Origin of the sequence: Pusillimonas sp. ANT_WB101 (assembly GCF_008369125.1) — a bacterium.
In the GTDB taxonomy this organism is placed as follows: Bacteria; Pseudomonadota; Gammaproteobacteria; order Burkholderiales; family Burkholderiaceae_B; genus Allopusillimonas.
In genome coordinates this window covers 425,407-446,782 of the sequence record NZ_VOAY01000002.1, presented here as the reverse complement: position 1 = coordinate 446,782, position 21,376 = coordinate 425,407, and the positions used below count along the sequence as shown (strand labels likewise).

Here is a 21,376-nt window from a genome sequence, read left to right as displayed (position 1 = left end):
GTTTCACAAGTCCTTCCATAATGGGGGGCGAGATTGAATTTCAGTCTGGCAAGAAACTTCGTGCGAAGGGGTAACTTAAGAAATTTTTCCTAATAGCCCATGGGCCTGTTTTTTGCGGCCGTAGAGCCCCGCGGAGCGTTCGTCTGCCATTATGTGGAACATCCCAGATGAGATTCGTAGTGTCGCATCGATACAGTTCTAAGGGGGGAACTAGCGATATTGTGCGCAGACGCCACTGCTACGTATCTGATCCTTCCTGAGCGCCTTGTTAACCATGCTGTCCCGACCAATATCAGGTAATCTATTCTCCTTCCTGTTACGGTGCTGTGCGGCAACATGAAAATACTCCCACATTGGGCAAATCGACACATCGGGCGCTCGCTGCTTGTCGTATGCATAACGCTGGTGGTTGCCGGGTGCAGCCCTTTGCCTGCGCTTACAGATCGCACCGTTTCTACCGCTCTGTCGCAGCAGGAAGCCCAAGAAACAAAACTGGGGCGCACCATCACGGCGCTCGAGGCCAAGCACCCTGACCAAAGTGGCATTTACCCCCTCAATGATCCGCACGAGGCTTTTGCGGTAAGGGCACTGCTCGCGGCTTCGGCCGAGCGCACGCTCGATATTCAATACTATATTTGGCATGACGACCTGACCGGCACATTAATGTTCGATGCGCTGCGCACTGCCGCTGATCGCGGTATCCGGGTAAGGCTATTGCTTGACGACAACGACACGTCAGGGCTGGACCCCACGCTTGCGGCGTTGAACATGCATGCCAATATCGAGGTGCGGGTTTTCAATCCCTTTGTGCCGCGTTCTCCTCGGTGGTTGTCTTACATTACCGATTTTTCGCGCGTTAATCGGCGCATGCACAACAAGTCTTTCACCTCCGACAACATGGCCACTATTATCGGGGGCAGAAACGTCGGTGACGAATACTTTGGTGCCACGCATGATGTGCTGTTTTCTGATCTTGACGTGTTGGCTGTGGGCCCTGTAGTGCGAGACGTCTCTGCCGATTTCGACAAGTACTGGCGCAGTGAGTCGGCGTACCCCGTTGATCTCTTGTTAGAAAAGCCAGACGAGAAAGCGCTGGAGAAGCTGCAGGCTCGAGCCGATGCGTACAGAAGCAAACCCGAGGCCGCCGCCTATATCAAGGCCCTGAAAGAATCCAGTTTGGTCAGCCATTTGCACAGCGGCGATATTGATCTGGATTGGGCTAAAACTCAAATGGTCAGTGATGACCCGGCGAAGGGCCTGGAAGATCTACCGCCCGATCAGTTGATGGCCTACGATATGAAACGTATTCTGGGCGAACCCAAATCCAGCGCTGACCTGGTGTCTGCGTATTTTGTGCCCACCAAGGCGGGCGTTGAGGGCTTTGTTCAGATGGCAGGCCGAGGTGTAAAAGTCAGAATACTGACCAATTCGCTCGAAGCCACTGACGTGGCGGCTGTGCATGCAGGGTATGCAAAGCGGCGTAAACCGCTGCTAGAAGCGGGCGTCAAGCTTTACGAGTTGCGACGCCTTCCTTCGGAAGAGGGCGGGCGGCAGCGCAGCAGCATGTTCGGCAGCTCGGGGTCAAGCTTGCATGCCAAAACATTCTCGGTTGATGACTCCCGTGTGTTTATTGGCTCATTCAATTTTGATCCGAGATCCGCAAAGCTAAACACTGAACTGGGTTTTGTCATCGACAGCCCTGTTCTGGCGAAGAAGATCAGCGAAATCTTCCTCGAGAAAGTGCCTTCTACAGCCTATGAAGTGCGGCTGTCCGAGAGCGGTGATGTCTATTGGCTGGAGCAGAAGGACGGGCAGGTGCTGCGCTATGACAGCGAACCCGGCGCTGGTCTCTGGCGTCGCACCTTGGTGGAGGTCCTGTCTTTATTGCCGGTGGAGTGGTTGCTTTAGTGGGTAGATGCGCTGTACCAGACGAAGGCTGGCCTTATGGTCTACTTGGCCGACAATTGCTGCAATGAACATCGTGTAATGAAATTTGATAGCAAGAGAATGACGTAATGAAAACAGCCTTACCCAACGTTGTAGAGGCAGTGTTTGACGAGCATGGTCGCATGAAGCCCTCAGCCTATTACGACAGGGTCGTCGACGTTATGGAAGAACTGTGCAAGTTCACCCTGCTAATTCGTGACCGTTCAGACTACCTGACCGACCGCTACAGCGAACGCAAAGAAGCAGCGCCCCAAGTTAGCTCAACGCTTATTGCGGCAGCAATGCGTCACGAAGCGGCTGATGTAGCTAGTGATGCGGGTGATGGCGAGGGTGAATAGCTAAGGCGGCAAGATGAGGCTTATGCAGCCAGTGTTTTCGACTTCTGCTGCCATGTTGTCAGTGCCCGTGACGACTAAATGATTATGATGAATCGTTCGTGATGGGCCTCAGGCACCTCCATCGCTTTTCGGTATTGTTCTCATCGTCTATTTCGATATGTCCTAGATAACACTTGTTAAGTTTACCTTTCAGTCTTAAGATAGTAATCAATTACTATCTTTCATAAAGGCAGACCGTGGACACACATTCAAAACATCTTCCCGCCGACGAACGTCGTGCAGTGACTGTCGAGTCTGTCGTGGCGCTTGCTGGTACACAAAACCCCAGCGAGATCACCACAGCGGCAATTGCCAAGCACATGAATCTGACGCAAGGGGCGCTGTTCCGGCACTTTCCAAATAAAGAGGCCATCTGGCAGGCCGTGATGGAGTGGGTGGCCGACCGCCTTCTGGCCCGAATCGATCGCTCTGTAAAAGGTATTGAATCGCCTCTGGCAGCCATGGAGGCCATGTTCATGAGTCATATTGCATTCGTGGCTGAGCATCCCGGGGTTCCCAGAATGATGTTTGGAGAGCTTCAGCGTGCAGAGCCCACGCCCGCCAAAATCGTGGTGCAGGCGTTGATCAAACGCTACGGCGAGCGTCTGAGTCGACTTCTTGACAGCGGCAAAGAAAATGGAGAGCTATCCCCATCACTGGATAACGAGGCAGCGGCCACGCTGTTCATTGGAACTATTCAGGGCTTGATCATGCAGTCGCTGCTAGCGGGCGACGTGGAACGCATTCGCCGCGACGCGCCCAAGGTGTTTGCCATCTATAGGCGCGGCATCGAGAGCGCGCAATGAAAAAACTTCCCTTGCAAGGACGCACACTGGCCCTTTTGGCTGTCATCGTGCCGTTGCTTGTGTTGTTCATCTATGTGGGCTTTCGGTCGGGGCCGCTCGCGCCCGTGGCCGTCACCGTTGCGAACGTTGAGTCGCGCGCACTGCAGCCCGCGCTGTTCGGCATCGGTACGGTCGAGGCACGCTATACCTACAAAATTGGGCCAACATTTGCCGGCCGTGTCAAAAGTCTTGATGTACATGTAGGGGATCAGGTTAGCGCTGGGCAGGTGCTCGGTGAAATGGACCCGATCGACCTCGATGACCGTGTGCGTTCACTGGATTCTGCCCTCAAACGGGCGCAGGCCGTATTGCGAGAGGTAGAGGCGCGTCACACCTATGCCCTCAGCCAGGCCAGCCGCTATAAGAAGCTTTTCGATGCCCGATCGACCAGCGAGGAAACCCTCTCTACCAAGCGTCAAGAGTTGAGTGTTGCTGAAGCGACGCTTTCGGCCGCAAGAGAAGATCTCGTCCGCACGCGCGCTGATCGTGATGGGGTGACGGCGCAGCGAAACAGCATGCGCCTGATCGCGCCGGTGGATGGTGTGGTGGCGCTGCGGGATGCCGACCCGGGAACGACGATAGTCGCCGGGCAGGCCGTGGTAGAAATCATTGATCCCAAAAGTCTTTGGGTCAACGTACGTTTTGACCAAATTAGTGCCTCTGGGTTGGCAGGTGATCTGCCGGCGCACATTGTGCTGCGCTCGCGTGATGGCCAAACTTTGAAGGGCAGAGTGCTGCGTGTGGAGCCCAAGGCTGATGCGGTCACTGAAGAGATGCTGGCCAAGGTGGTGTTTGACGCTCCGCCCGAGCCCTTGCCGCCTATAGGAGAGTTGGCTGAAGTTACGGTTGATCTTCCGGCTTTGCCCGCTACGCCTGTTATTGCCAATGCAGCCGTGCAGCGTGACGGCGACAAGATCGGTGTCTGGCGTATTGCCGATGGCAACTTGCATTTTGTGCCGGTCAAACTCGGTGCGACCGACTTAAATGGCCTGGTGCAAGTGCGTGAAGGCCTCGCGGTGGGCGACCAGATCGTGCTCTATAGCGAACAAACACTCACAAGCCGAAGCCGCTTCAATGTCGTTGACCGCATATCAGGAGTGCCACAATGATTAGCCTGGCTGGGCGCGACATACTGCATTCATGGGGAAAGTTTGTCTTTACGGGCATTGGCCTGGGCCTGCTGATTGGCGTCACACTGGTTATGGCGGGGGTGTACCGCGGCATGGTGGATGACGGCAAGGCCTTGCTCGACAACAGTGGGGCCGACCTCTGGGTGGTGCAGCAAGACACATTGGGCCCTTACGCTGAGCCTTCAAGCGTAAACGATGATGTGTATCGCACTGTTCTGGCCATGCCGGGCGTGGCCCAGGCCGCAAATATTACGTACCTGACCATGCAGGTGCGCAAGGGCGACAACGACGTGCGGGCCATGATTGTTGGCATTGCACCTGGCCAATTGGGGGCGACCCCTGGCTGGCCGCCGTATCTCGTTGCGGGTCGTCAGATCACGCGAGGCCACTACGAGGCTGTGGCTGACATCGCGGCCGGCTTCAAGCTGGGCGAGCGTATAGTCATACGCCGCAATCAGTACACCATTGTAGGTTTGACCCGACGCATGGTGTCGACCAGCGGCGATCCTATGGTGTTTATTCCGCTCAAGGACGCGCAAGAGGCGCAGTTTCTCAAAGACAACGACGCCATCTGGCGCAGCCGACGCCGCACTGAGGCCAACCCGGCCTTCAATCGACCCGGTGTGCCAGGTTTGCTCGAGGCCGTGATTGCCTCGCAAAGCACTAATGCATTTGTTAACGCAGTATTGGTCACGCTACAGCCAAGCCATGACCCCGATGACGTGGCCCAATCTATACGACGCTGGAAGCGTTTAACCGTTTATACCCGGGCTGAAATGGAGGGCATTCTTGTTGGCAAGCTTATCGCCACTTCGGCCAGGCAAATAGGCATGTTTCTAGTGATCCTGGCCATCGTGAGCGCGGCTATTGTTGCCTTCATCATCTACTCGCTCACCATGGACAAAATACGCGAGATCGCGGTGCTAAAGCTTATCGGCACGCGCAATCGAACCATTGCGGCCATGATTATGCAGCAGGCACTTGCCCTGGGCGTTATCGGTTTCGTGGTCGGCAAAATCACCGCGACCTTCTCCGCGCCCATATTTCCCAAGTACGTATTGCTGATGCCAGTCGATTCCATCGCCGGTTTCTTTGCCGTTCTTTTGATTTGTGTACTGGCCAGCCTGGTCGCCATACGCATGGCGCTCAAGGTCGATCCGGCTGAAGCCATTGGAGGTTGAGATGAGTGGTCGAGGAATTCGCATCGAAGGCGTGCGCAAGCGTTACGGCCAGGGCGACACGGCTGTAGACGCTTTAAAGAGTGTGGACATGCTGGTAGCACCGGGCGAAGTAGTGGGTTTGATTGGCCCTTCAGGGTCGGGCAAAAGCACGTTGCTTAAATGTCTGGGCGCCGTCACTGACCCGACGGGCGGTCGCATGACGCTGGGTGACGACGTTATCTATGACGATGGCTGGAAGGTGCGTGATCTGCGTGCGCTAAGGCGCGACAAGATTGGGTTTGTGTTTCAGGCACCGTATTTAATCCCTTTTCTTGATGTTACTGACAACGTGGCGTTGCTGCCGATGCTGGCCGGCGTAAACAATACAGAATCGCGGGCCAAGGCGCTGGAGCTACTTACTGCACTTGATGTGCAACACCGTGCACGTGCCATGCCTTCGCAGCTTTCTGGTGGGGAGCAGCAAAGGGTAGCCATTGCTCGTGGCCTGGTGAACCGCCCACCGGTGATTCTGGCCGACGAGCCCACGGCGCCGCTGGATTCTGAACGCGCTATGGCCGTTATACGCATTCTTAACGAAATGGCACGCAAGTATCAGACCGCCGTCATTGTGGTGACTCACGATGAAAAAATCATTCCTACCTTCAAGCGTATTTATCACATCCGCGACGGTGTTACCCACGAAGAAGTTGGCCAAGGGTTGGGTTTCGAATGATACAGCCAAGGGATTTCAGGAGCGTGACATGATCCGCAGCAACGCTGGCACCTGTTCAGACATAGCCCTCAGGATGAATGAACCTCTTTCGCAGGGTGTTTCCATTAAGCACGCCAAACTATCCAATCATGCAGTCAGGCCGGCGCGCCGACCTGCCACATCGTTACTGCTGGCAGGTATGGTGGCAGTGGGTTTGGCGGGCTGTGCAGCAGGGCCTGACTTTCAACGCCCGGCTGCTCCCGAGGTGGTGCAGTACACGCCGGCATCTGTGGCAAGCCAAACCGTGTCCGCGCCTACGCAATTGGGCCAAGAGCAACGTCTGGTAGACGTAACGTCAATCGAAGCGCAGTGGTGGCGTAGTCTGGGTTCTTCTGCACTCAATCAGTTGATTGACGACGCGTTTAAGGCTAGCCCTACGCTGGCGGCAGTTAGCGCCAATTTGCGCGAGGCACAAGAGCGTTTTGCTGCGCGTGAAGGCTCGACGTTATATCCCCAGGTGGACGCGGCGCTGGCGGGGCAGCGCCAGCAAACCAGCCCCAGCGGCCAGGGATTAAGCGGAGATACACGCCAATTTAGCCTGTATAACGCCAGCGTCGGTGTGCATTACAACTTTGATCTGGCTGGCGGCAACCGTCGCGCACTCGAAGCCCTTGCCGCCCGTACCGACTACCGTCGCTATGAACTGAACGCTGCGCGCCTTACCCTGGCTGGAAATATTGCCACCGCCGCCATCACCCGTGCGCGACTTGCCGCGCAAATGGAAACCACGTCTGCGATTTTGAATGCGCAAGATGAACAACTGCGGATGGCCCGTACGCGTGTGCGACTCGGTCAGGCCACGCCCGATGAGGTGTCAAACCTGCAAACCGAGGCAGAACAAACCCGCGCCGAATTGCCAGCCCTGCGCAAGCAGCTTCAACAAACCGAACATCTGCTGTCAGTGCTGGCCGGGCGCTCTCCCGGTGCGGGCGGCATTCCGGCGTTTGTGCTGAGTGATTTCACGCTGCCTGCCGAGCTGCCGTTGATCGTGCCGTCAGAACTGGTGCGGCGTCGGCCAGATATTCAGGCGGCTGAGGCCTTGCTGCATGCCGCCAATGCTGACTATGGCGTGGCAGTTGCCAACCTGTACCCACAGCTAAATCTAAGCGCTAATATTGGTTCTCAGGCGTTGACCACGGGGGCCCTGTTCGGTGCGGGTTCAGCTGTATGGAGTCTGATTGGTCAGCTCACCCAACCCTTGTTCAATCCAGGGCTGCCCGCTGAAAAGCGTGCTGCGCTCGCTGCATTTGATGCCGCTGCTGCCAATTATCAAAGTGTGGTGCTGGAGTCTTTACGCGATGTGGCTGACACCTTGCGCGCAGTGGAAAACGATGCGCAAACGTTAAAGGCGCTTGCCGCTGCCAATGCCGCCGCACAAGCTTCCCTGAATTCGGCACAACGACAATATCAGTTGGGTGCCACCAGCTACCTTGCATTGCTCATTGCGCAGCAACAGGCGCAAAAGGTGCAGATTAGCCTGGCTGCAGCACAGGCACAGCGCCTGGCCGACAGCGTGGCTTTGTATCAGGCGTTAGGGGGTGGGGCGGACGAGGCAGTTGAATCGACGACACGATGAGAGAAGCACCCTTAGTGTGGTGACTGTCTCAGTTGCAGGACTGGAGCGAGGAAAATACAGGGCATCTTGTGTGCTGTTGGCAATGTATTACTGTGCCCTCCACCCCAATGATGCTAGATCCAACACAGATTGGCCGGCTATTGTTCGATTTTGCCGTCGGCGATGGCTATGTCCTTAAAGCCGTCTTTATCGTGGAGGACGAATACGGCATCCATACCCCGTTCCTGCGCCATTTTAACGCCCGCCTCTTCACCCAGCACCAGCAAGGCCGTGGCCCAGGCGTCTGCCAGCATGCAGTTTGATGCAACCACAGAGACGGCAGCGAGCCGGTTTGAGACGGGTTCTTGCAGCGCACTGTTCATGGTGTGCGTGTACGACTTGCCCTCATGCTCAACCCAATGGCGATAGTCGCCCGAGGTTGCTATGGCTGCGTCGGAAAGCGTCATGACACCCATTACTTCACGAATATGGCGGACCGGCTTTTCTATGGCTACAGACCACGGGTTGCCATCGGGTTTCATACCGCGTGCGCGCACCTCGCCGTCAATACCCACCAGATAACAGGTGATGCCAAGGCGCTCAAGGCAGCGGCCAAGTTGATCGACGCCGTAACCTTTGGCGATGCCCGAGAGATCCAGTGTGATGGCCGCTCGTTTGCGAGCCTGAAGTCGTTCAGGCGCTAACTCCAGAACGTTGGTGGCGGGACGGTGAACATTACTCCGCAACGAGTTAATTTGATGTGTATCGGTGTGCCCTTTACCGGGCCCAAAGCCCCATGCCTGCACCATACTCCCCACGCCGATGTCGAACGCCCCTTGCGACTGTCGACTGACCAGAAGGGCAGTCTCGAGTACGGTGAATAGTTCTTTTGGCATAGTCAGCCATTCGTTTTCAGGCGCGCTGTTCAAGCGGTTCAGATCAGAGTCTGGCTTCCAGTTGGACATCTGCCTGTCCACAGCGTCTACCGCTGCAAATAGCCTGGCGTTGACGCAAGCCTCATCGAGGCCTGCTGCGGCATAAAACACGGCGCTGTATCGGGTGCCCATAGTTTCGCCGTGCAGGCTGTAGCGTTGCAAGGTGTCTGCCGATAGGTCGGGCACATTAGAAAACGTCTTCACGATAGCGTCCCTGTAGTTTGAGGGTTTGAACGTCCAGACCCATAGGGGCGAGGATCTCATTAATGGCCTGCATAATGCTGGCAGCCATGGCACGGCTGCCGCACACGAGGATCTGTGCACCGCTTTCTATCAATTGGCGTATCTGCGTTGCATCGCTCAGAACACGATCCTGTACATAACCACCCTTTTTAATACGCGAGAAGGCGGCGCTCAGTTGGGTCAGGCGGCGATCGGCTAGGTAGTTGTCGAGCTCCGGTTCGTAGAGGAAATCAGAAGCAGGATCGCGTCCTCCCCAATACAGATACATAGGGTGCTTGTCTGTGTTGTTGCGTATGAACCCAGCCAAGGGGCCAATGCCCGTGCCTGCGCCGATCAAGATGACAGAGCGCTCACCCGACGCGGGGCGGAAATCGGGGTTGTGCTGGATAAAGGCAGTTACGTGCTCGCCAACATGCAATCCATGCAGCATGGTTGAGCAAAGTCCGCCCGTTTGCTTGCGTACACAGATTTCCAGGAACTCATCTTTTGAACCGCTGGCCAGCGAATAAAAGCGCGGCACGGGGCTGCCCGGTGGCACAATGCCGACCAGATCACCCGCTTCAAAGCGCGGCAGGCCGTTGATGCCGAGTTTGCGAAGAATTGTAGACACACGGCTTTGAGGCGCGGTGGGCCCAAATCGCAGAATACTGGTGGGTGCCTGCACTTCTTCGCCGTAGTCCACACGGCTGATCAATACCAGCGGCTGCGTTGGTGGAGGCGTGGGCACATAGTCTAGAACCAGGTCAAGTTGAAGCAGTGCGCCCACGGTCTTTCCCCAACGGGTGAATTCCTGTGATGATTGCCGGTCGATGGTTTCCAGTTCAAGCAGCGCTTTCCATCCGTGCTCAAGCAGGCCGTTTTGTGCATGCTTGGCGAACTGACAAAACTGAGGAAACTGACGGTCGCCAAAACCCAGAACGGCAAATGCTGGTTTTTGATCTCCTGAAAATTTCTCGAGGCGTGCCATAAACTGGTTGGCTGAACTGGGTGCGTCTCCGTCGCCATAGGTTGACGTCAAAATAAACAGTTGTTGCGCCTGACGGTAACGGCTGGCCAGTTGGTTCATGGGCGCGGTATGCACGCGTTTTCCTGCCTGGCTCAGCGCATCGTGCAAAGCTTGGGCAAAGCCCCAGGTGCTGTTGTTTTCGCTACCGACCAGAATGACAATGTCTGCAGATTGTGGGTCTATGTTGCCCGCAAGGCGGGGTATGGCGCGGCGACGTTGCCACCAGATTACGACCCCAGTAATGCTCATAAACGGCACGCTCAGCGCACAGAGGCCGAGAATGATGCCCAGCCACCACAGGCCTTGACCCGTATGCAGTTTGTAGATTAGTTCGTAGGCCTTTTGGGTGCCATTGTGTGCCTGATAGGATACCAACGCGCCAGTTGCCTGATCGATATAGCCGTCACCCTGCGCAGTATGTAAAGAATAAGCATCTTCGGGGTGCCCGGGAGACGGGTAAACAAGCTCACGGAAGTCATTCAGTTCGACAGCCTTCAGGGCGGGCATAGCGCCAATGGGCAGCGCTGGCCCCGTCGCAAGTTCGGTAGGAAAGCTGGGCTCATCCTGAATGCCATCGGATACCAGCCCAAAGGTTACTGCCGACATGTATATGCCAGTGAGGGCAGAAAGTAGTAACCCCAGCGCCACGATACGTGCCAATTCAGCATGCCAGCGCTGACTGAAATTGCCACGCAGAGGGCGAGCCAATTGTCGCCATCCACCCTGGCGTTTGATCAGCAAGGCAACGCCCGATAAACACATAATCAGCATGACGACAGCGGCAAGCCCTGCCACGGCTCGCCCGGTGGTGTCCAGAAAGAACGAGCGATGAAGGTTTTTCATCCAGCGCGTAAATGATGACGCGGCATAGGGGGCGATGCCTTGTCCGCTATTTGGGTCAACCTGAACAGCATCACTTTGACCATTTTGGGTGTAATACACGATCACCGCACCCGACGGTGAGCGTTGTATCTGCTCCACGCCGGTGTAGTGTTGCCCCACCCGTTCGGCCAATGTGGCCACGCTGGTCTGGTTATTGGCAGCTGCCGGCGCACCTAGTCTCTCAAGGACCGGGCTGGTCGAGAGCACAACACCAGTAATCGCCAGCACCACCAGCAATAGGGCAGCAATAAGGCCTGGCAGGGAGTGAGTCTGGCGCAACATGATGTAAATCTCCTTTGTGGGGGGGCTAGGTGAGCCTTTCGGCCCGCCAGCTGGTGTCAGTAACCGTGGGAGGCCTACGGTTACATGTCATAGGTAAACGACTGAACATAGCCGCGTCCTGCCGTCGGTTTGCCTGCACCTGCAGCCGTCAACGGAGCACGCACTTCTGACGGAAAGTCGCGCTCATCTTCCACTGCGGTATCGATGCGTATCTCGTAGCCGGCGTCGATGAGTGCATCGGCAATGTCGGCAGTTACCTTCAGCGTGCCTCCGCTACCTACGCTCGCGCCACTTACACCATCGAACTCGCTTGCTTTCATGCCGCTGCCGCGTGCCCAATCGCGCAAATTCTTGTAGTACTTGGACTTCTTGCCCGATACCCAAAGTGTTTTCTGGTAACGACCTTGGGCGTCAGTGACGTAAATCGCCATGTAGGCGCCATCACCACTGTATTTTTTCAGTTGTGTGGTCAAGGTAACGGGCTTGGCCTGAACCAGGCCAGGCAGCACGAGGGCGCTGGCCAGACAGAGTGAAAGTGTGATTTTCTTCATAATGATTCTCCCGATTATCCGTAACAACAATGCTGTTATCTGGCTTCCTGATCAGGGGTTTTGTCCAGGTATTCAGCCGCGTCGCCGCCACCTTCCTTGAACTTGATTTCCAGTTTTCGGATTTGCAATGAGGCCGGTGAGTATTTGGCTTCGAACTTATTTCCGTTCTTGTCCACACCCTTAACCTCGTAGCAGCCGTCATCAACCTTGATGCGATTTACTGTCCATCCGTGTTGCTCGAGTTGTTGTCGCAATACTTCGCGTGGCTGCCAGTCAGCGACGGGGTCGGTGCAGTAGTCATCGGCCAGGGCGGTGCTGCTTATAATCAGGCCAGCCAATGCGGCGCCTGCAAGAGTGAGTGGTTTCATGAGTAAAGTCTCCTTGGTCAGTGTGTGAGGCAGAATGTAGAGCCGCATCCTGACACCACCCTGAAGCCCACGCTTTATTCAGACTAAACTTGTTAGAACCGAATGGTGGTGCTTGATGGGGCATTCTGAAAAAGGAAGAACATGCGGGTACTGTTGATCGAGGATACGGTCGGCTTAGGGCAGGCCGTGCGCGAGCAAATCGCCGACGATGGCCATGCTGTTGATTGGGTGCAGCGACTCGATCATGCCGCGCTCAGTGTTAAGTCAACCGTTTACGACCTGATTCTGCTCGACTTAGGCCTGCCTGATGGGCTTGGGCTTGATTTCTTGCGCAACCGGCGTGCTGCAGGCGATCTCACGCCCGTCATAATTTTGACTGCCAAGGATCAAATCTCGGACCGCATTGTGGCGTTAAATGCTGGTGCAGATGATTACCTGGTCAAACCTTTTGATTTGAACGAGTTGTCGGCACGGGTTGCCGCGGTTGCACGGCGCTACACAGGTAACCCGAATCCGCATATTCAGTTGGGTGAGTTGCGTATCAATATGGTCGATCGCACGATTCAGCGTGAAGACAAGACCATCGATCTGAGTGCACGTGAATGGGCCTTGTTTGAAACCTTTGTGCGGCGCCCCGGGGCCTTGTTCTCAAAATCACAACTTGAAGAGCGACTGTATGAGTTTGGCGCGGAAATCGAGAGCAACACCATAGAGGTGTACGTTAGTCGTCTGCGCAAGAAGCTGGGGGCTGATGTTGTGGACACTGTGCGGGGTGTTGGATACCGGCTGGGGTCTAAATGAAGGCTACAAAAAGCCTGCAAAGACAGCTTGTATACGGCCTGACACTGGGTATGGTGGTGCTGTGGCTGGTCGCAACGGCAGTCTCAGGACTGGTGCTGCGGCACGAACTGGATGAGGCGTTCGACAATGCGATGCAAGAGACAGCGCAGCGTATTTTGCCCCTGGCTGTCATGGAAATTCTTAACCGTGAAGAGGGTACAACGGCCCAGCAGGTTGCATCGCTCAATACGCAGCAGGATGGCTTTACCTATCAGGTGCGCGATAAGCAGGGCAATGTGCTTTTGCAATCTCAAGGAATAAGCGCGACAGAGTTCGGCAACCAACCCATCCTTGGCTTCACGACAACGACGACGCACAGGTTGTACGGTGCCAGTGCTTTAAGCGACACGGTTTTCCTGCAACTGGCAGAGCCGCTTTCGCATCGCCGCGAAGCGGCCCTGGATGCCGCCATCTCGCTGCTTTGGCCTTTGGCTTTTCTGATCCCGTTCAGCCTGCTCGGTATCTGGCTGTTTGTGCGTTTCAGTTTGCGCGGCGTGTTGTCATATCGCCATGCGATTGAAGCACGTGGCGCAGGTAATTTGTCCCCCATTCATACAGAAGAGTTGCCCACAGAAATTACACCGATTGCGGATGCCGTTAACCGTTTGATTGAGCGCTTGCGCAATGCACTGGAAACTGAGCGACGGTTTACGGCAAATAGCGCCCATGAGCTGCGCACGCCTTTGGCTGCAACGCTGGCACAAGTTCAGCGCTTGCGGCGTGAAGCGCCTGAAGGCCCACTGCAGCTTCGCGCGGCTCAGATTGAGGCATCTCTAAAAGAATTATCGCGTTTGTCAGAAAAATTGATGCAGTTGGCCAAAGCCGAAGGAGGGGGGCTGCTGTCCGAAGTGCCCCAAGACCTGGCGGTGCTTTTGGGTCATGTGGTGCATGATCTGCAGCGAATTGCCAATAACCCTATCCACTTGACGTTGCCATCGACCGGCGCGGTGTTTTCTCTGATAGATCCTGATGCTTTCGCCATTCTTGCACGCAACCTGATCGAAAATGCGTTAAAGCACGGAGCGGATGGCTCTGCGGTTGAGGTTGGCCTGTCTGATGGGGCTTGCTTTAGTGTGGTGAACGCGGGCCACATTGTGCCAGCATCCGAATTAACACAGCTGACCCAGCGTTTTGTGCGCGGTGGAAGCCGCGCCGAAGGCTTTGGTCTGGGCCTGGCAATCGTCTCTACCATTGCCCAGGGTGTTGGTGCTGAACTCACTGTTGCATCACCCGCGACCGGCAGGGCTGAGGGGTTTGAAGTGTGTGTGCAGTTCGCTCGCGCATCGTCTGAAGCAATTTGACGCGTGTGAAGTTTATCTCCCTAAAGTCGGGATCACTCTGAAAGCGTAATGGCTTGCCAGATCTGGCTTCAACGAGCAGCCAGCACATCAGAGCCGATTGCGATGAACACTGGCAAACTAGCTCTGATGATAAGACACCTGCACCTTAAGGCTTTCCATAAAATTGTTTCAAGAACGGCTTGCGAAAACTCTGATGGCACGCCAAACAGGTTTGCTGCACTTTGGCAAATGCATTGATGACGGCTTCTCCATCGCCGCGTGTGGCGGCTTCTCCCATGGCAGTCGCTTCTTCATGAACCTGAACGTCGAATCCCCGAAACTTGCCCGCATCTTTGCCAAGCCAGGTCACAATGCGTACTTTTTCCTCGGGCGGCGGCTCGGCATGACGGGCGATCTTGGGTGCCAGTTCGGCTACGAGCGCCCAATCTTCGTTGGAAATGGCCCCCGTAACGGCTTGCATGTCTTGCCCGAGTTTTTCCATTACGCCTTTCAAGGCCATGGGGTTTTCAGGCGCTGCCGTTTGTGCGCTTAGGAGCGTAGTCGTGCTGACCAGCGCCACTAACACGGCACAAGCAAGCATTGATGCAGGTTTGATGGCGTAGCCCATGAGTTTTCCTTGGTTGCCCGTGAAAGGCGCAAGTAATGTACGGATGTATGTCCGCCTTGCGCCATGACGTAATTCACCCAAAGCGGGTGCTTGCGGTGTTTGCCAGAAAACATTAGCTTGCGACTTCAAAGGTAAGGACAAGAAGCCTGAATGTGAATATGGCCTTTATGCCAGGCGATTACAACTTGCGCTGCATTGCGTCTTGCATCGGCTTCGTTGCCTTGCTCAGGTTAGCGGCATAAATATCAAGCATCTGCCAGCTGTAGTCACGCATAAGATCGTTTACCCGACGCAGGTGCTCGACCATGCGCTCAGAGCTTTCACGCAGTTGTTGGTTGTAGGCACCTAGCGCCTCACCTGGTCGGCCGCTGGCCGCTGGCGTTGCAAATACCTTGGCACCTTGCTGTGCCTCTACCTGCAGCAGTCTGGTTTGAGCTTCCCAGAGCTCGCGGCTCATCGTTGTCATCAGCTCAGTGGTTTGGGCAAGCATATTGGTGGCATGCGCTTGCGCCTGGGTAATGTTGGGCGAAAATAGCGCATTGATAGGAAAAATCTGGGCTTTCGCTTGGTTTTCTGCGGACATGGCGTCCTCCATAATAGTGGGACGGATGCCGTTGGGCTGACTTCTGAGCACTGATCCGTCACTTTTGACTATAGCCCCCTTATCGCAAATCGGCTTGATTCTAATCAACGAGGCTGCAAGTTCAGTGGGTGGGAGCTTGTAACAAAAATGTTAAAAATCAGTAGCTTATCTAATCAAGCCATTGTTGTATGCATGACGTGTATGCAGCACTGGCGGCCAGGGGCAGTCGTCTTCCGTGCGCGGTCGAGTTAAGATGATTCCTTTCGCTTAGTCTTCCTTAAATACAGTAACGCTGTACACGTTAGCCAGGGAAGGCATTGCCATGCTGTCTGGGATCTATTCCGGCATTACCAAGACAATCCGCATGTAACCGCCTAGTCGGACCAAGCATACAAATGACCCCAACGGCCACAGATTCATCCATTGTAAAAACTGATTTTCTTATTGTTGGCGCAGGCATTGCGGCCGTTGAAGCCGCACGGGCGCTACGACAGGAAGGCGCTGATGGGTCAATAGTTATCTTGGGCGCAGAAACGGGCTACCCCTATAACCGTCCGCCACTGACCAAGCGGTTTTTTAGTGGTCGCATGACGCCGGAGCAGTTGTTAATGGAGAAGCCAGAGTTCTTTGGCGACAACCGTATCGACTTGCGACGCGCTACAGAGGTGAAATCTGTTGACCCGTTCGCACATATCGTCATCGACAAGAAGGGTGTGGCGTATGCCTACGGCAAGCTGCTGCTTGCTACAGGTGCCCGGGCAACTCGGCTGCATGTTCCTGGGGTAGGGCTAAAAGGTGTTTTTACCTTCCGCACCATGGCTGACTCGTCGTTATTACGTCAGTGGGCTGAAGCCAATCAAGGCCCGGTGGCTATTGTTGGTAGCAGCTTTATTGCCATGGAACTTGCGACGTCGCTCCTGGCGATGGGCCTGAAGGTTACGTTAATAGACCGTGCGTCGACGGTCTTTCCCAGAATCCATTCCGAGACCTTGTCTAAATATTTTCTGGAGCGCAGCAAACGTCACGGCATTGATGTTTGGAGTGATACATCGGTCAAGCAGATCTACGGGCCCGAAAAGGTCAGTGGGCTTGTGACGAAGGACGGCCGCAAACTCGATTGCGTCACCGTTATTATTGCCATTGGAGCCACGCCGAACACAGACTACCTTAGCCATTCAGGCATCGAGGTTGATGACGGTGTTCTGGTCGATGAGTTTCTGCAAACCAACCAGGCAGATGTGTTCGCGGCGGGTGATGTTGTCAGCTACATGGACAGGTACGGCCATCGTCATCGTGCCAGACACTGGGAAAACGCCCGCAAGCAGGGGCGTATTGCGGCCAAGAATATGCTTGGTCAGCGCGTTCCGTATAACAGTGTGCTGCACTATTTTTCTGATTTTCTCGACTTCAGTTTTACGTTTCTTGGCACGAGCGAGAGTGCTGATCGTCGTATTGCACGAGGAAGCCTTGCTGAAAAATCGTTTGCCGAGTTTTATATACACGCAGATCGAGTTATAGGCTTTTTCTCGACCGGACGGCCTCCGGAAGAAACGCAGGTTGTCGAGACGTTGATTCGCGATCAGGTCGACGTCAGTGCCGCTTATGCACAACTTGCCGATGCCAACGCCGACATTACCGCATTGGCAAGAGAAACTGTTCTCATACTGCAAGGCGGTGGAGCCTTGGGCGCCTTTGAGTGCGGGGTTGTGCAAGCCATGGATGAGGCCCGGATCAAACCCAGGGTTGTTGGGGGCGTATCCATCGGCGCGATTAATGGCGCCATCATCGCCGGCAATCCACATAATTACAGCGCTGCCCTAAACGCCTTCTGGAAAGACATCAGCGTAGAGGGGCCTCAAATGGCCCCATCTTCCCTGGCCAATGCATTTGCGGTGGGGGCTACCATGACCATGGGGATCCCCGATTTTTTCAAACCAAGGTGGCTCTCGCCTGTTGTTCGTGAAGAATACTGGCCTTCTCAATGGACCAGCCTGTATGACGTTAGCCCGCTCAAACGATTGCTCGAAAAATACGTTGATTTCCCCAGTCTTGCTGAGAGCCCGATCAGGCTGATCGTTACCGCCGTCGAAGTCGATAAAGGCGAGCTGGTCGTGTTTGACAGTCGTACCGATAACATTACAGCTGAACACATCATGGCCAGCGGCAGTCTTCCACCCATGTTTCCATGGACAACCATAGACGGGCGCCACTACTGGGATGGTGGCATTATCAGCAACTCGCCGCTTGAGCACGTACTCAATCGCAGCGGTGCTGACAATAAACAGGTCTTTGTGGTGAACCTTTTCCCAGGCGAAAGGCCTCTGCCCACCAACCTTTCTGAGGTGTTTACGCGTCGTGACGAGATCATTTATGGCGAACGTGTTCGCAATGATAGTCAGACGCTTGAATTGACACAGGACTTTCGGGCGTTGGTTAACGAGATCATGGCCACGGTTGATCCTGAAGACGCCGCACGGCTGCGGCAACGACCACGCTATGTGCATTTAATGGGCAGGGAGTCCACAACGTCCATTGTCACCATCGCGCGTGACGGTACAGCCAAAGAGCCCTTTGCGGCACACTATGATTTTTCTGCGCAGGGAGTCAGCCGTCAGCAGCGGGAAGGGTATCTGACGGCGCAAAGATGCCTGGCTTCGCTGGATCCACGTGCCGAGCGCGTCGATGCTTGAGCGCTTCAAATCCAGCGATTACGTCCAACAATTCTTCGGTAATCGCTGACTGCCTGGTGGTACGGGTGGTCGACGCTAGCTCATCGAGCTGGTCATCAATGTTTTTTTCAGCCTGCTGCATGCGGGCGAATCGGGCTGCGTTTTCGGTTACCAGTGCCTCGGCACATGCGTAAAACAGACTGGCAAACAGGTAATGACGCAAGAGGGCGGCCAAAATAGCTGTGGGTGTCGTGTCAAAATGCGGCAAGCTGCGGGAAGTCCACGGGCGGTTTGTTAATGCCACCAGTACCTCTGGGGCAAGCGGCAAAACCTGACGCAAGACGGCGGTCTGTTGTCCATGGGTCTTGCGCTCGGTAAAGGCCAGTGTCACGGTAATGCCGTGTGGCTGGTCGGCGCGCACGGCATCTATGCGTGTTATCAGGTCACTAACTACCCTGCCCAGGCCGTCGACGCTGGCGGGTGTCAGCAAGGCGCGCTCCGTTTTCAAACCGACGTCATGGATGGCGTCCTGCATCTCCGCGCCTATGCAAAGAATGGCGTGCTGTTCATGTGTTGCCAGGTGGGCAGCCAGGGTCTGGGCAACAGTCTCGTTGTAATTGCCGCAAAGGCCTTGATCCGAACCTAAGGCCACGACTACCGGCAATGCCCTGGCGTCCGCTGATTGCTTCAGAGCGCCATGAGCCTTGGCAAAGGCGTGCAAACCGTCCAGTATTGTGTCGCGCCAGTCATTAATTGAACGTGCTGCCTGTTCGTAGGGGTAGCGGTTAATGGCCGACAGCGTCTTCATGGTATGAACAATGCCACGAATGCCCTGCATGGCTTCGGTGCGACGCACCAGGCTTTCAAGCGTCTGCGTCATGGTCGCCTCGTGCTGCCGCCGCCAGCTCCAGAAACAGACGGCGATCGGCGTCTGTGAGGGTTTCGTTCTTGGCAATACGGGTGGAAATCTCCTCGACGGGTGCTTGCTCCAGTGCAACAATTAAACGCTCCATGCTGCGCACAATCAAGGTTTCTGGCAGGCCATCAAAACAACCCTCGGTGGCGGCGGTGAGTATGGCGAGCTGGGTTACCGCATTCAAAGGCTGGCGCTCTGGCTGACGCAACACCGCGCGCACGGCTGCGCCGCGAGCCAGCCGCGCCTCAGTTTGTGCGTCAAGCCGCGTCCCAAAACGCGCAAAATCTTCCAGCTCTTCGAATTGCGACAGGGTGACACGCAAATTGCCGGCAATATTGCGAAAGGCACGCGCTTGTGCTTTGCCGCCAACACGCGATACCGACACACCCAGATCAACCGCCGGAAACTGATTGCGACGCACCAAGCGCGGAGACAAATAGATTTGCCCATCGGTGATGGAAATAAGGTTGGTGGGAATATACGCCGACAGGTTTTCTGCTTGTGTTTCGACGATGGGCAGGGCCGTGATAGACCCACCTCCGGCATGGTTGGCAAACTGGCCGGCACGCTCCAGCAGTCGGGCATGCACATAAAAAATATCGCCCGGGAATGCCTCCCGTCCTGGCGGACGGCGCAGCAACAGAGACAGTTCGCGGTAGGCACGCGCATGGTGGGTCATGTCATCAAGCACAACCAGCACGTCATGGCCTTTATCAGAAAAGCTCTCAGCAATGGACATGGCCGCATAGGGTGCAATAAATGAAAGGCCTGGCGCATCCTCGTCACCAGAAACCACCACGACACTGCGGTCTTGCATACCGCCTTCTTTTAGCGCACCCACCACCTTGGCCACGGCGTCACCGCGTTGGCCCACAGCGCAATAGATGCAGATGACATCGGAGTCCTTCTGATGCAATATAGTGTCAACCGCCATCGACGTCTTGCCGGTTTGCCGGTCGCCAATAATGAGTTCTCGCTGACCCAGGCCTACCGGCACGGCGGCATCCACTACCTTGAGGCCTGTCGCCAGGGGGCGGGTGACCGGCGCACGGTCCAGTATGGGCGCAGCCCTGGCTTCGACAGGCCGGGTGGGCCCAAAAATAGGCGCTCCACCATCAAGCGCAGACCCCAGCGCATTAACCACCCGGCCCAGCAACGCCTTGCCCACGGGGACGCTCACCACCTTATGTGTGCGGCGTACCTCTTCACCCACGCGCACGCCAACATAGGGGCCAAGTAGTGCAACACCCAGTCGCCCAGGCTCCAGATCAAGCACCAGACCACGCATGCCGCCGGAAAACTCCAGCATTTCGTCGGATACTGCCCGGGCCAGCCCCGTGACCGTCGCAATGCCGGCACCCACCTGCGTAACGCGGCCAACTTCTTCAATACGGAGCGGTGGTGTGGGTGCCTGGACGAGTGTTTCAATCAGACAGGCAATGGGGTCGGTGATGGAATCGTCGATGGACGAAGTCACGGAGCCAGAATTTTTGCCAGGGGTTAGGTCAGGGATGGGTCCAGGGACTGGGTCAGGGATAGGGTCAACCACGGGATCAGCCACCGGATCAATGGCAGACCCCGCCGTTGGGTTCTTGGTAGCGCTAACTTTTGGTGAAGCAGGCAAACTGGAGTCATTCGGCTGCATTAGCCGCTCCCTTGGCATGGCCCTGGCTGGCAACCTGGTCGTCAACCATTTGTGCCAGCGACTCTACATAGCTGTCGAGCGTCCAGCTAACTTGGGCGCCGCCGATGCGCATGATCAGACCCGGGGATTGCGCCGGGTTGGTTTCAAAGCGCAGTCTGACGCCGGGAAGTGTTTCTGATATCTGCTTGGTCAGACGTTCGCGCGCGCCATCAGAAAGCGTATCCTGAGTGATCACAATGGCTATCTCGGCGCCGGTGGCAGCAGCTCGTAGCTCAGTGCCAGCCGCCTTGATTTGCTGGCCTGCGTGCATCACGATCTGCTCCTCCAGCGACTGATCTGCCAGATCGCTGAGTGCCTTGTGCAAGAGTGCCAGCAAGGCCTGTGATCCCGACTTTTGCAGCATGGCGGCGAACCGTCTGGCCTCGGCCTGCCTCTCGGTCGCCGCAGCCACACGTTTCTCACTCATCTGTTCGCGAGCCTCTGCGATTAATTGGCTGCGCGCTTTTTCTGTGTCGGCGCGCATAGCTTCAAGTACGCCTGATTGTTCAGATTCAAGCGCGGCCCGTCGCTGTGTGAATTCGGCCTTCTCGGCTTCAGCCAAATCTTGCACACGCTTAGCTTCGCCCATCTGCCGGCTGATCTCCGCTTCTCGTGCGTCAATACCGTCAAGAATAGGCCGATAGAGAAATCGCTTGAGCAGCCACACCAGCACCAGAAAATTACCGATCTGGGCCGCGACGGTGATCCAGTCGATGGACATGA

General features: G+C 55.8%; 18 protein-coding genes and 1 pseudogene. 10 read left to right on the top strand and 9 right to left on the bottom strand.

The genetic code is table 11. The annotated features are described in order from the left end of the window. The first annotated feature begins 336 nt into the window (after window positions 1-336). The 7 genes and pseudogenes from FQ179_RS11000 to FQ179_RS10970 all read left to right on the top strand — a co-directional run bounded on the left by FQ179_RS11000 (window position 337) and on the right by FQ179_RS10970 (window position 7,807). Window positions 337-1,908, top strand: a complete 1,572-nt coding sequence (locus FQ179_RS11000) for a phospholipase D family protein (protein WP_149397337.1) — start codon at window positions 337-339, stop codon at window positions 1,906-1,908. A 143-nt stretch (window positions 1,909-2,051) separates the two neighbouring features. Next, a pseudogene (locus FQ179_RS10995) lies at window positions 2,052-2,285 on the top strand (arsenical resistance protein ArsH); the annotation flags it as partial. A 236-nt stretch (window positions 2,286-2,521) separates the two neighbouring features. Next, entirely contained in the window at window positions 2,522-3,130 is a 609-nt protein-coding gene (locus FQ179_RS10990; protein ID WP_149397336.1) for a TetR/AcrR family transcriptional regulator, read from the top strand. Then, the gene (locus FQ179_RS10985) at window positions 3,127-4,278 is read left to right on the top strand and encodes an efflux RND transporter periplasmic adaptor subunit (protein WP_149397335.1); all 1,152 of its coding nucleotides are present in this window, start codon (window positions 3,127-3,129) and stop codon (window positions 4,276-4,278) included. The genes FQ179_RS10990 and FQ179_RS10985 overlap by 4 nt, the downstream gene beginning before the upstream one ends. Then, the gene (locus FQ179_RS10980) at window positions 4,275-5,480 is read left to right on the top strand and encodes an FtsX-like permease family protein (protein ID WP_149397334.1); all 1,206 of its coding nucleotides are present in this window, start codon (window positions 4,275-4,277) and stop codon (window positions 5,478-5,480) included. The genes FQ179_RS10985 and FQ179_RS10980 overlap by 4 nt, the downstream gene beginning before the upstream one ends. Window position 5,481: 1 nt before the next feature. Beyond that, on the top strand, window positions 5,482-6,192 hold the full coding sequence (locus tag FQ179_RS10975) for an ABC transporter ATP-binding protein (protein ID WP_149397333.1): 711 nt from the start codon (window positions 5,482-5,484) through the stop codon (window positions 6,190-6,192). A gap of 103 nt (window positions 6,193-6,295) precedes the next feature. Further along, the gene (locus FQ179_RS10970) at window positions 6,296-7,807 is read left to right on the top strand and encodes an efflux transporter outer membrane subunit (RefSeq protein WP_370459870.1); all 1,512 of its coding nucleotides are present in this window, start codon (window positions 6,296-6,298) and stop codon (window positions 7,805-7,807) included. A 137-nt stretch (window positions 7,808-7,944) separates the two neighbouring features. Here FQ179_RS10970 and FQ179_RS10965 read toward each other — a convergent pair whose 3' ends face one another. The 4 genes from FQ179_RS10965 to FQ179_RS10950 form a co-directional block, all read right to left on the bottom strand. After that, window positions 7,945-8,925, bottom strand: a complete 981-nt coding sequence (locus tag FQ179_RS10965) for an FAD:protein FMN transferase (RefSeq protein WP_255474948.1) — start codon at window positions 8,923-8,925, stop codon at window positions 7,945-7,947. Beyond that, window positions 8,909-11,134 carry a PepSY domain-containing protein gene (locus FQ179_RS10960; RefSeq protein ID WP_149397332.1) on the bottom strand — a complete coding sequence of 742 codons (2,226 nt, stop codon included), beginning with the start codon at window positions 11,132-11,134 and terminating at the stop codon, window positions 8,909-8,911. Before FQ179_RS10960 ends, FQ179_RS10965 begins: the two co-directional genes overlap by 17 nt. Before the next feature lie 80 nt (window positions 11,135-11,214). Further along, window positions 11,215-11,685, bottom strand: coding sequence for a DUF2271 domain-containing protein (locus FQ179_RS10955; RefSeq protein ID WP_149397331.1), 471 nt, complete (start codon window positions 11,683-11,685; stop codon window positions 11,215-11,217). Window positions 11,686-11,720: 35 nt separating this feature from the next. Continuing rightward, window positions 11,721-12,053, bottom strand: coding sequence for a PepSY domain-containing protein (locus FQ179_RS10950; protein WP_149397330.1), 333 nt, complete (start codon window positions 12,051-12,053; stop codon window positions 11,721-11,723). Between the two features lie 141 nt (window positions 12,054-12,194). On the opposite strand from FQ179_RS10950, the gene FQ179_RS10945 reads away from it, so the two are divergent. Then, window positions 12,195-12,854 carry a response regulator transcription factor gene (locus tag FQ179_RS10945; protein ID WP_149397329.1) on the top strand — a complete coding sequence of 220 codons (660 nt, stop codon included), beginning with the start codon at window positions 12,195-12,197 and terminating at the stop codon, window positions 12,852-12,854. Further along, window positions 12,851-14,194, top strand: a complete 1,344-nt coding sequence (locus FQ179_RS10940) for an ATP-binding protein (protein ID WP_149397328.1) — start codon at window positions 12,851-12,853, stop codon at window positions 14,192-14,194. Before FQ179_RS10945 ends, FQ179_RS10940 begins: the two co-directional genes overlap by 4 nt. A gap of 145 nt (window positions 14,195-14,339) precedes the next feature. Here the strand turns inward: FQ179_RS10940 and FQ179_RS10935 are convergent, their stop codons facing one another. Then, window positions 14,340-14,801 carry a cytochrome c gene (locus FQ179_RS10935; RefSeq protein WP_255474947.1) on the bottom strand — a complete coding sequence of 154 codons (462 nt, stop codon included), beginning with the start codon at window positions 14,799-14,801 and terminating at the stop codon, window positions 14,340-14,342. A 178-nt stretch (window positions 14,802-14,979) separates the two neighbouring features. Continuing rightward, the gene (locus tag FQ179_RS10930; protein WP_149397327.1) at window positions 14,980-15,384 is read right to left on the bottom strand and encodes a hypothetical protein; all 405 of its coding nucleotides are present in this window, start codon (window positions 15,382-15,384) and stop codon (window positions 14,980-14,982) included. Window positions 15,385-15,779: 395 nt separating this feature from the next. Between FQ179_RS10930 and FQ179_RS10925 the strand changes: the two genes are divergently transcribed. Beyond that, entirely contained in the window at window positions 15,780-18,074 is a 2,295-nt protein-coding gene (locus FQ179_RS10925; RefSeq protein ID WP_149397326.1) for an FAD-dependent oxidoreductase, read from the top strand. On the opposite strand, the gene FQ179_RS10920 is transcribed toward FQ179_RS10925, so the two are convergent. The 3 genes from FQ179_RS10920 to FQ179_RS10910 are packed head-to-tail and all read right to left on the bottom strand — an operon-like array spanning window position 17,989 to window position 21,374. Further along, window positions 17,989-18,933, bottom strand: coding sequence for a F0F1 ATP synthase subunit gamma (locus FQ179_RS10920; protein WP_149397325.1), 945 nt, complete (start codon window positions 18,931-18,933; stop codon window positions 17,989-17,991). The genes FQ179_RS10925 and FQ179_RS10920 overlap by 86 nt on opposite strands. Next, complete coding sequence (locus FQ179_RS10915; RefSeq protein ID WP_149397324.1) at window positions 18,917-20,614, bottom strand: F0F1 ATP synthase subunit alpha; 1,698 nt, start codon at window positions 20,612-20,614, stop codon at window positions 18,917-18,919. The genes FQ179_RS10920 and FQ179_RS10915 overlap by 17 nt, the downstream gene beginning before the upstream one ends. Further along, window positions 20,601-21,374, bottom strand: a complete 774-nt coding sequence (locus FQ179_RS10910) for a F0F1 ATP synthase subunit B (protein WP_149397323.1) — start codon at window positions 21,372-21,374, stop codon at window positions 20,601-20,603. Before FQ179_RS10910 ends, FQ179_RS10915 begins: the two co-directional genes overlap by 14 nt. Window positions 21,375-21,376 lie beyond the last annotated feature (2 nt).

Coding starts and splice junctions, on each gene's coding strand:
- FQ179_RS10985 (WP_149397335.1), top strand. CDS start 3,127: ATGAAAAAACTTCCCTTGCAAGGACGCACACTGGCCCTTTTGGCTGTC.
- FQ179_RS10980 (WP_149397334.1), top strand. CDS start 4,275: ATGATTAGCCTGGCTGGGCGCGACATACTGCATTCATGGGGAAAGTTT.
- FQ179_RS10925 (WP_149397326.1), top strand. CDS start 15,780: ATGACCCCAACGGCCACAGATTCATCCATTGTAAAAACTGATTTTCTT.
- FQ179_RS10910 (WP_149397323.1), bottom strand. CDS start 21,374: ATGTCCATCGACTGGATCACCGTCGCGGCCCAGATCGGTAATTTTCTG.
- FQ179_RS10975 (WP_149397333.1), top strand. CDS start 5,482: ATGAGTGGTCGAGGAATTCGCATCGAAGGCGTGCGCAAGCGTTACGGC.
- FQ179_RS11000 (WP_149397337.1), top strand. CDS start 337: ATGAAAATACTCCCACATTGGGCAAATCGACACATCGGGCGCTCGCTG.
- FQ179_RS10955 (WP_149397331.1), bottom strand. CDS start 11,685: ATGAAGAAAATCACACTTTCACTCTGTCTGGCCAGCGCCCTCGTGCTG.
- FQ179_RS10920 (WP_149397325.1), bottom strand. CDS start 18,933: ATGACGCAGACGCTTGAAAGCCTGGTGCGTCGCACCGAAGCCATGCAG.
- FQ179_RS10950 (WP_149397330.1), bottom strand. CDS start 12,053: ATGAAACCACTCACTCTTGCAGGCGCCGCATTGGCTGGCCTGATTATA.
- FQ179_RS10940 (WP_149397328.1), top strand. CDS start 12,851: ATGAAGGCTACAAAAAGCCTGCAAAGACAGCTTGTATACGGCCTGACA.
- FQ179_RS10930 (WP_149397327.1), bottom strand. CDS start 15,384: ATGTCCGCAGAAAACCAAGCGAAAGCCCAGATTTTTCCTATCAATGCG.
- FQ179_RS10935 (WP_255474947.1), bottom strand. CDS start 14,801: ATGGGCTACGCCATCAAACCTGCATCAATGCTTGCTTGTGCCGTGTTA.
- FQ179_RS10945 (WP_149397329.1), top strand. CDS start 12,195: ATGCGGGTACTGTTGATCGAGGATACGGTCGGCTTAGGGCAGGCCGTG.
- FQ179_RS10915 (WP_149397324.1), bottom strand. CDS start 20,614: ATGCAGCCGAATGACTCCAGTTTGCCTGCTTCACCAAAAGTTAGCGCT.
- FQ179_RS10960 (WP_149397332.1), bottom strand. CDS start 11,134: ATGTTGCGCCAGACTCACTCCCTGCCAGGCCTTATTGCTGCCCTATTG.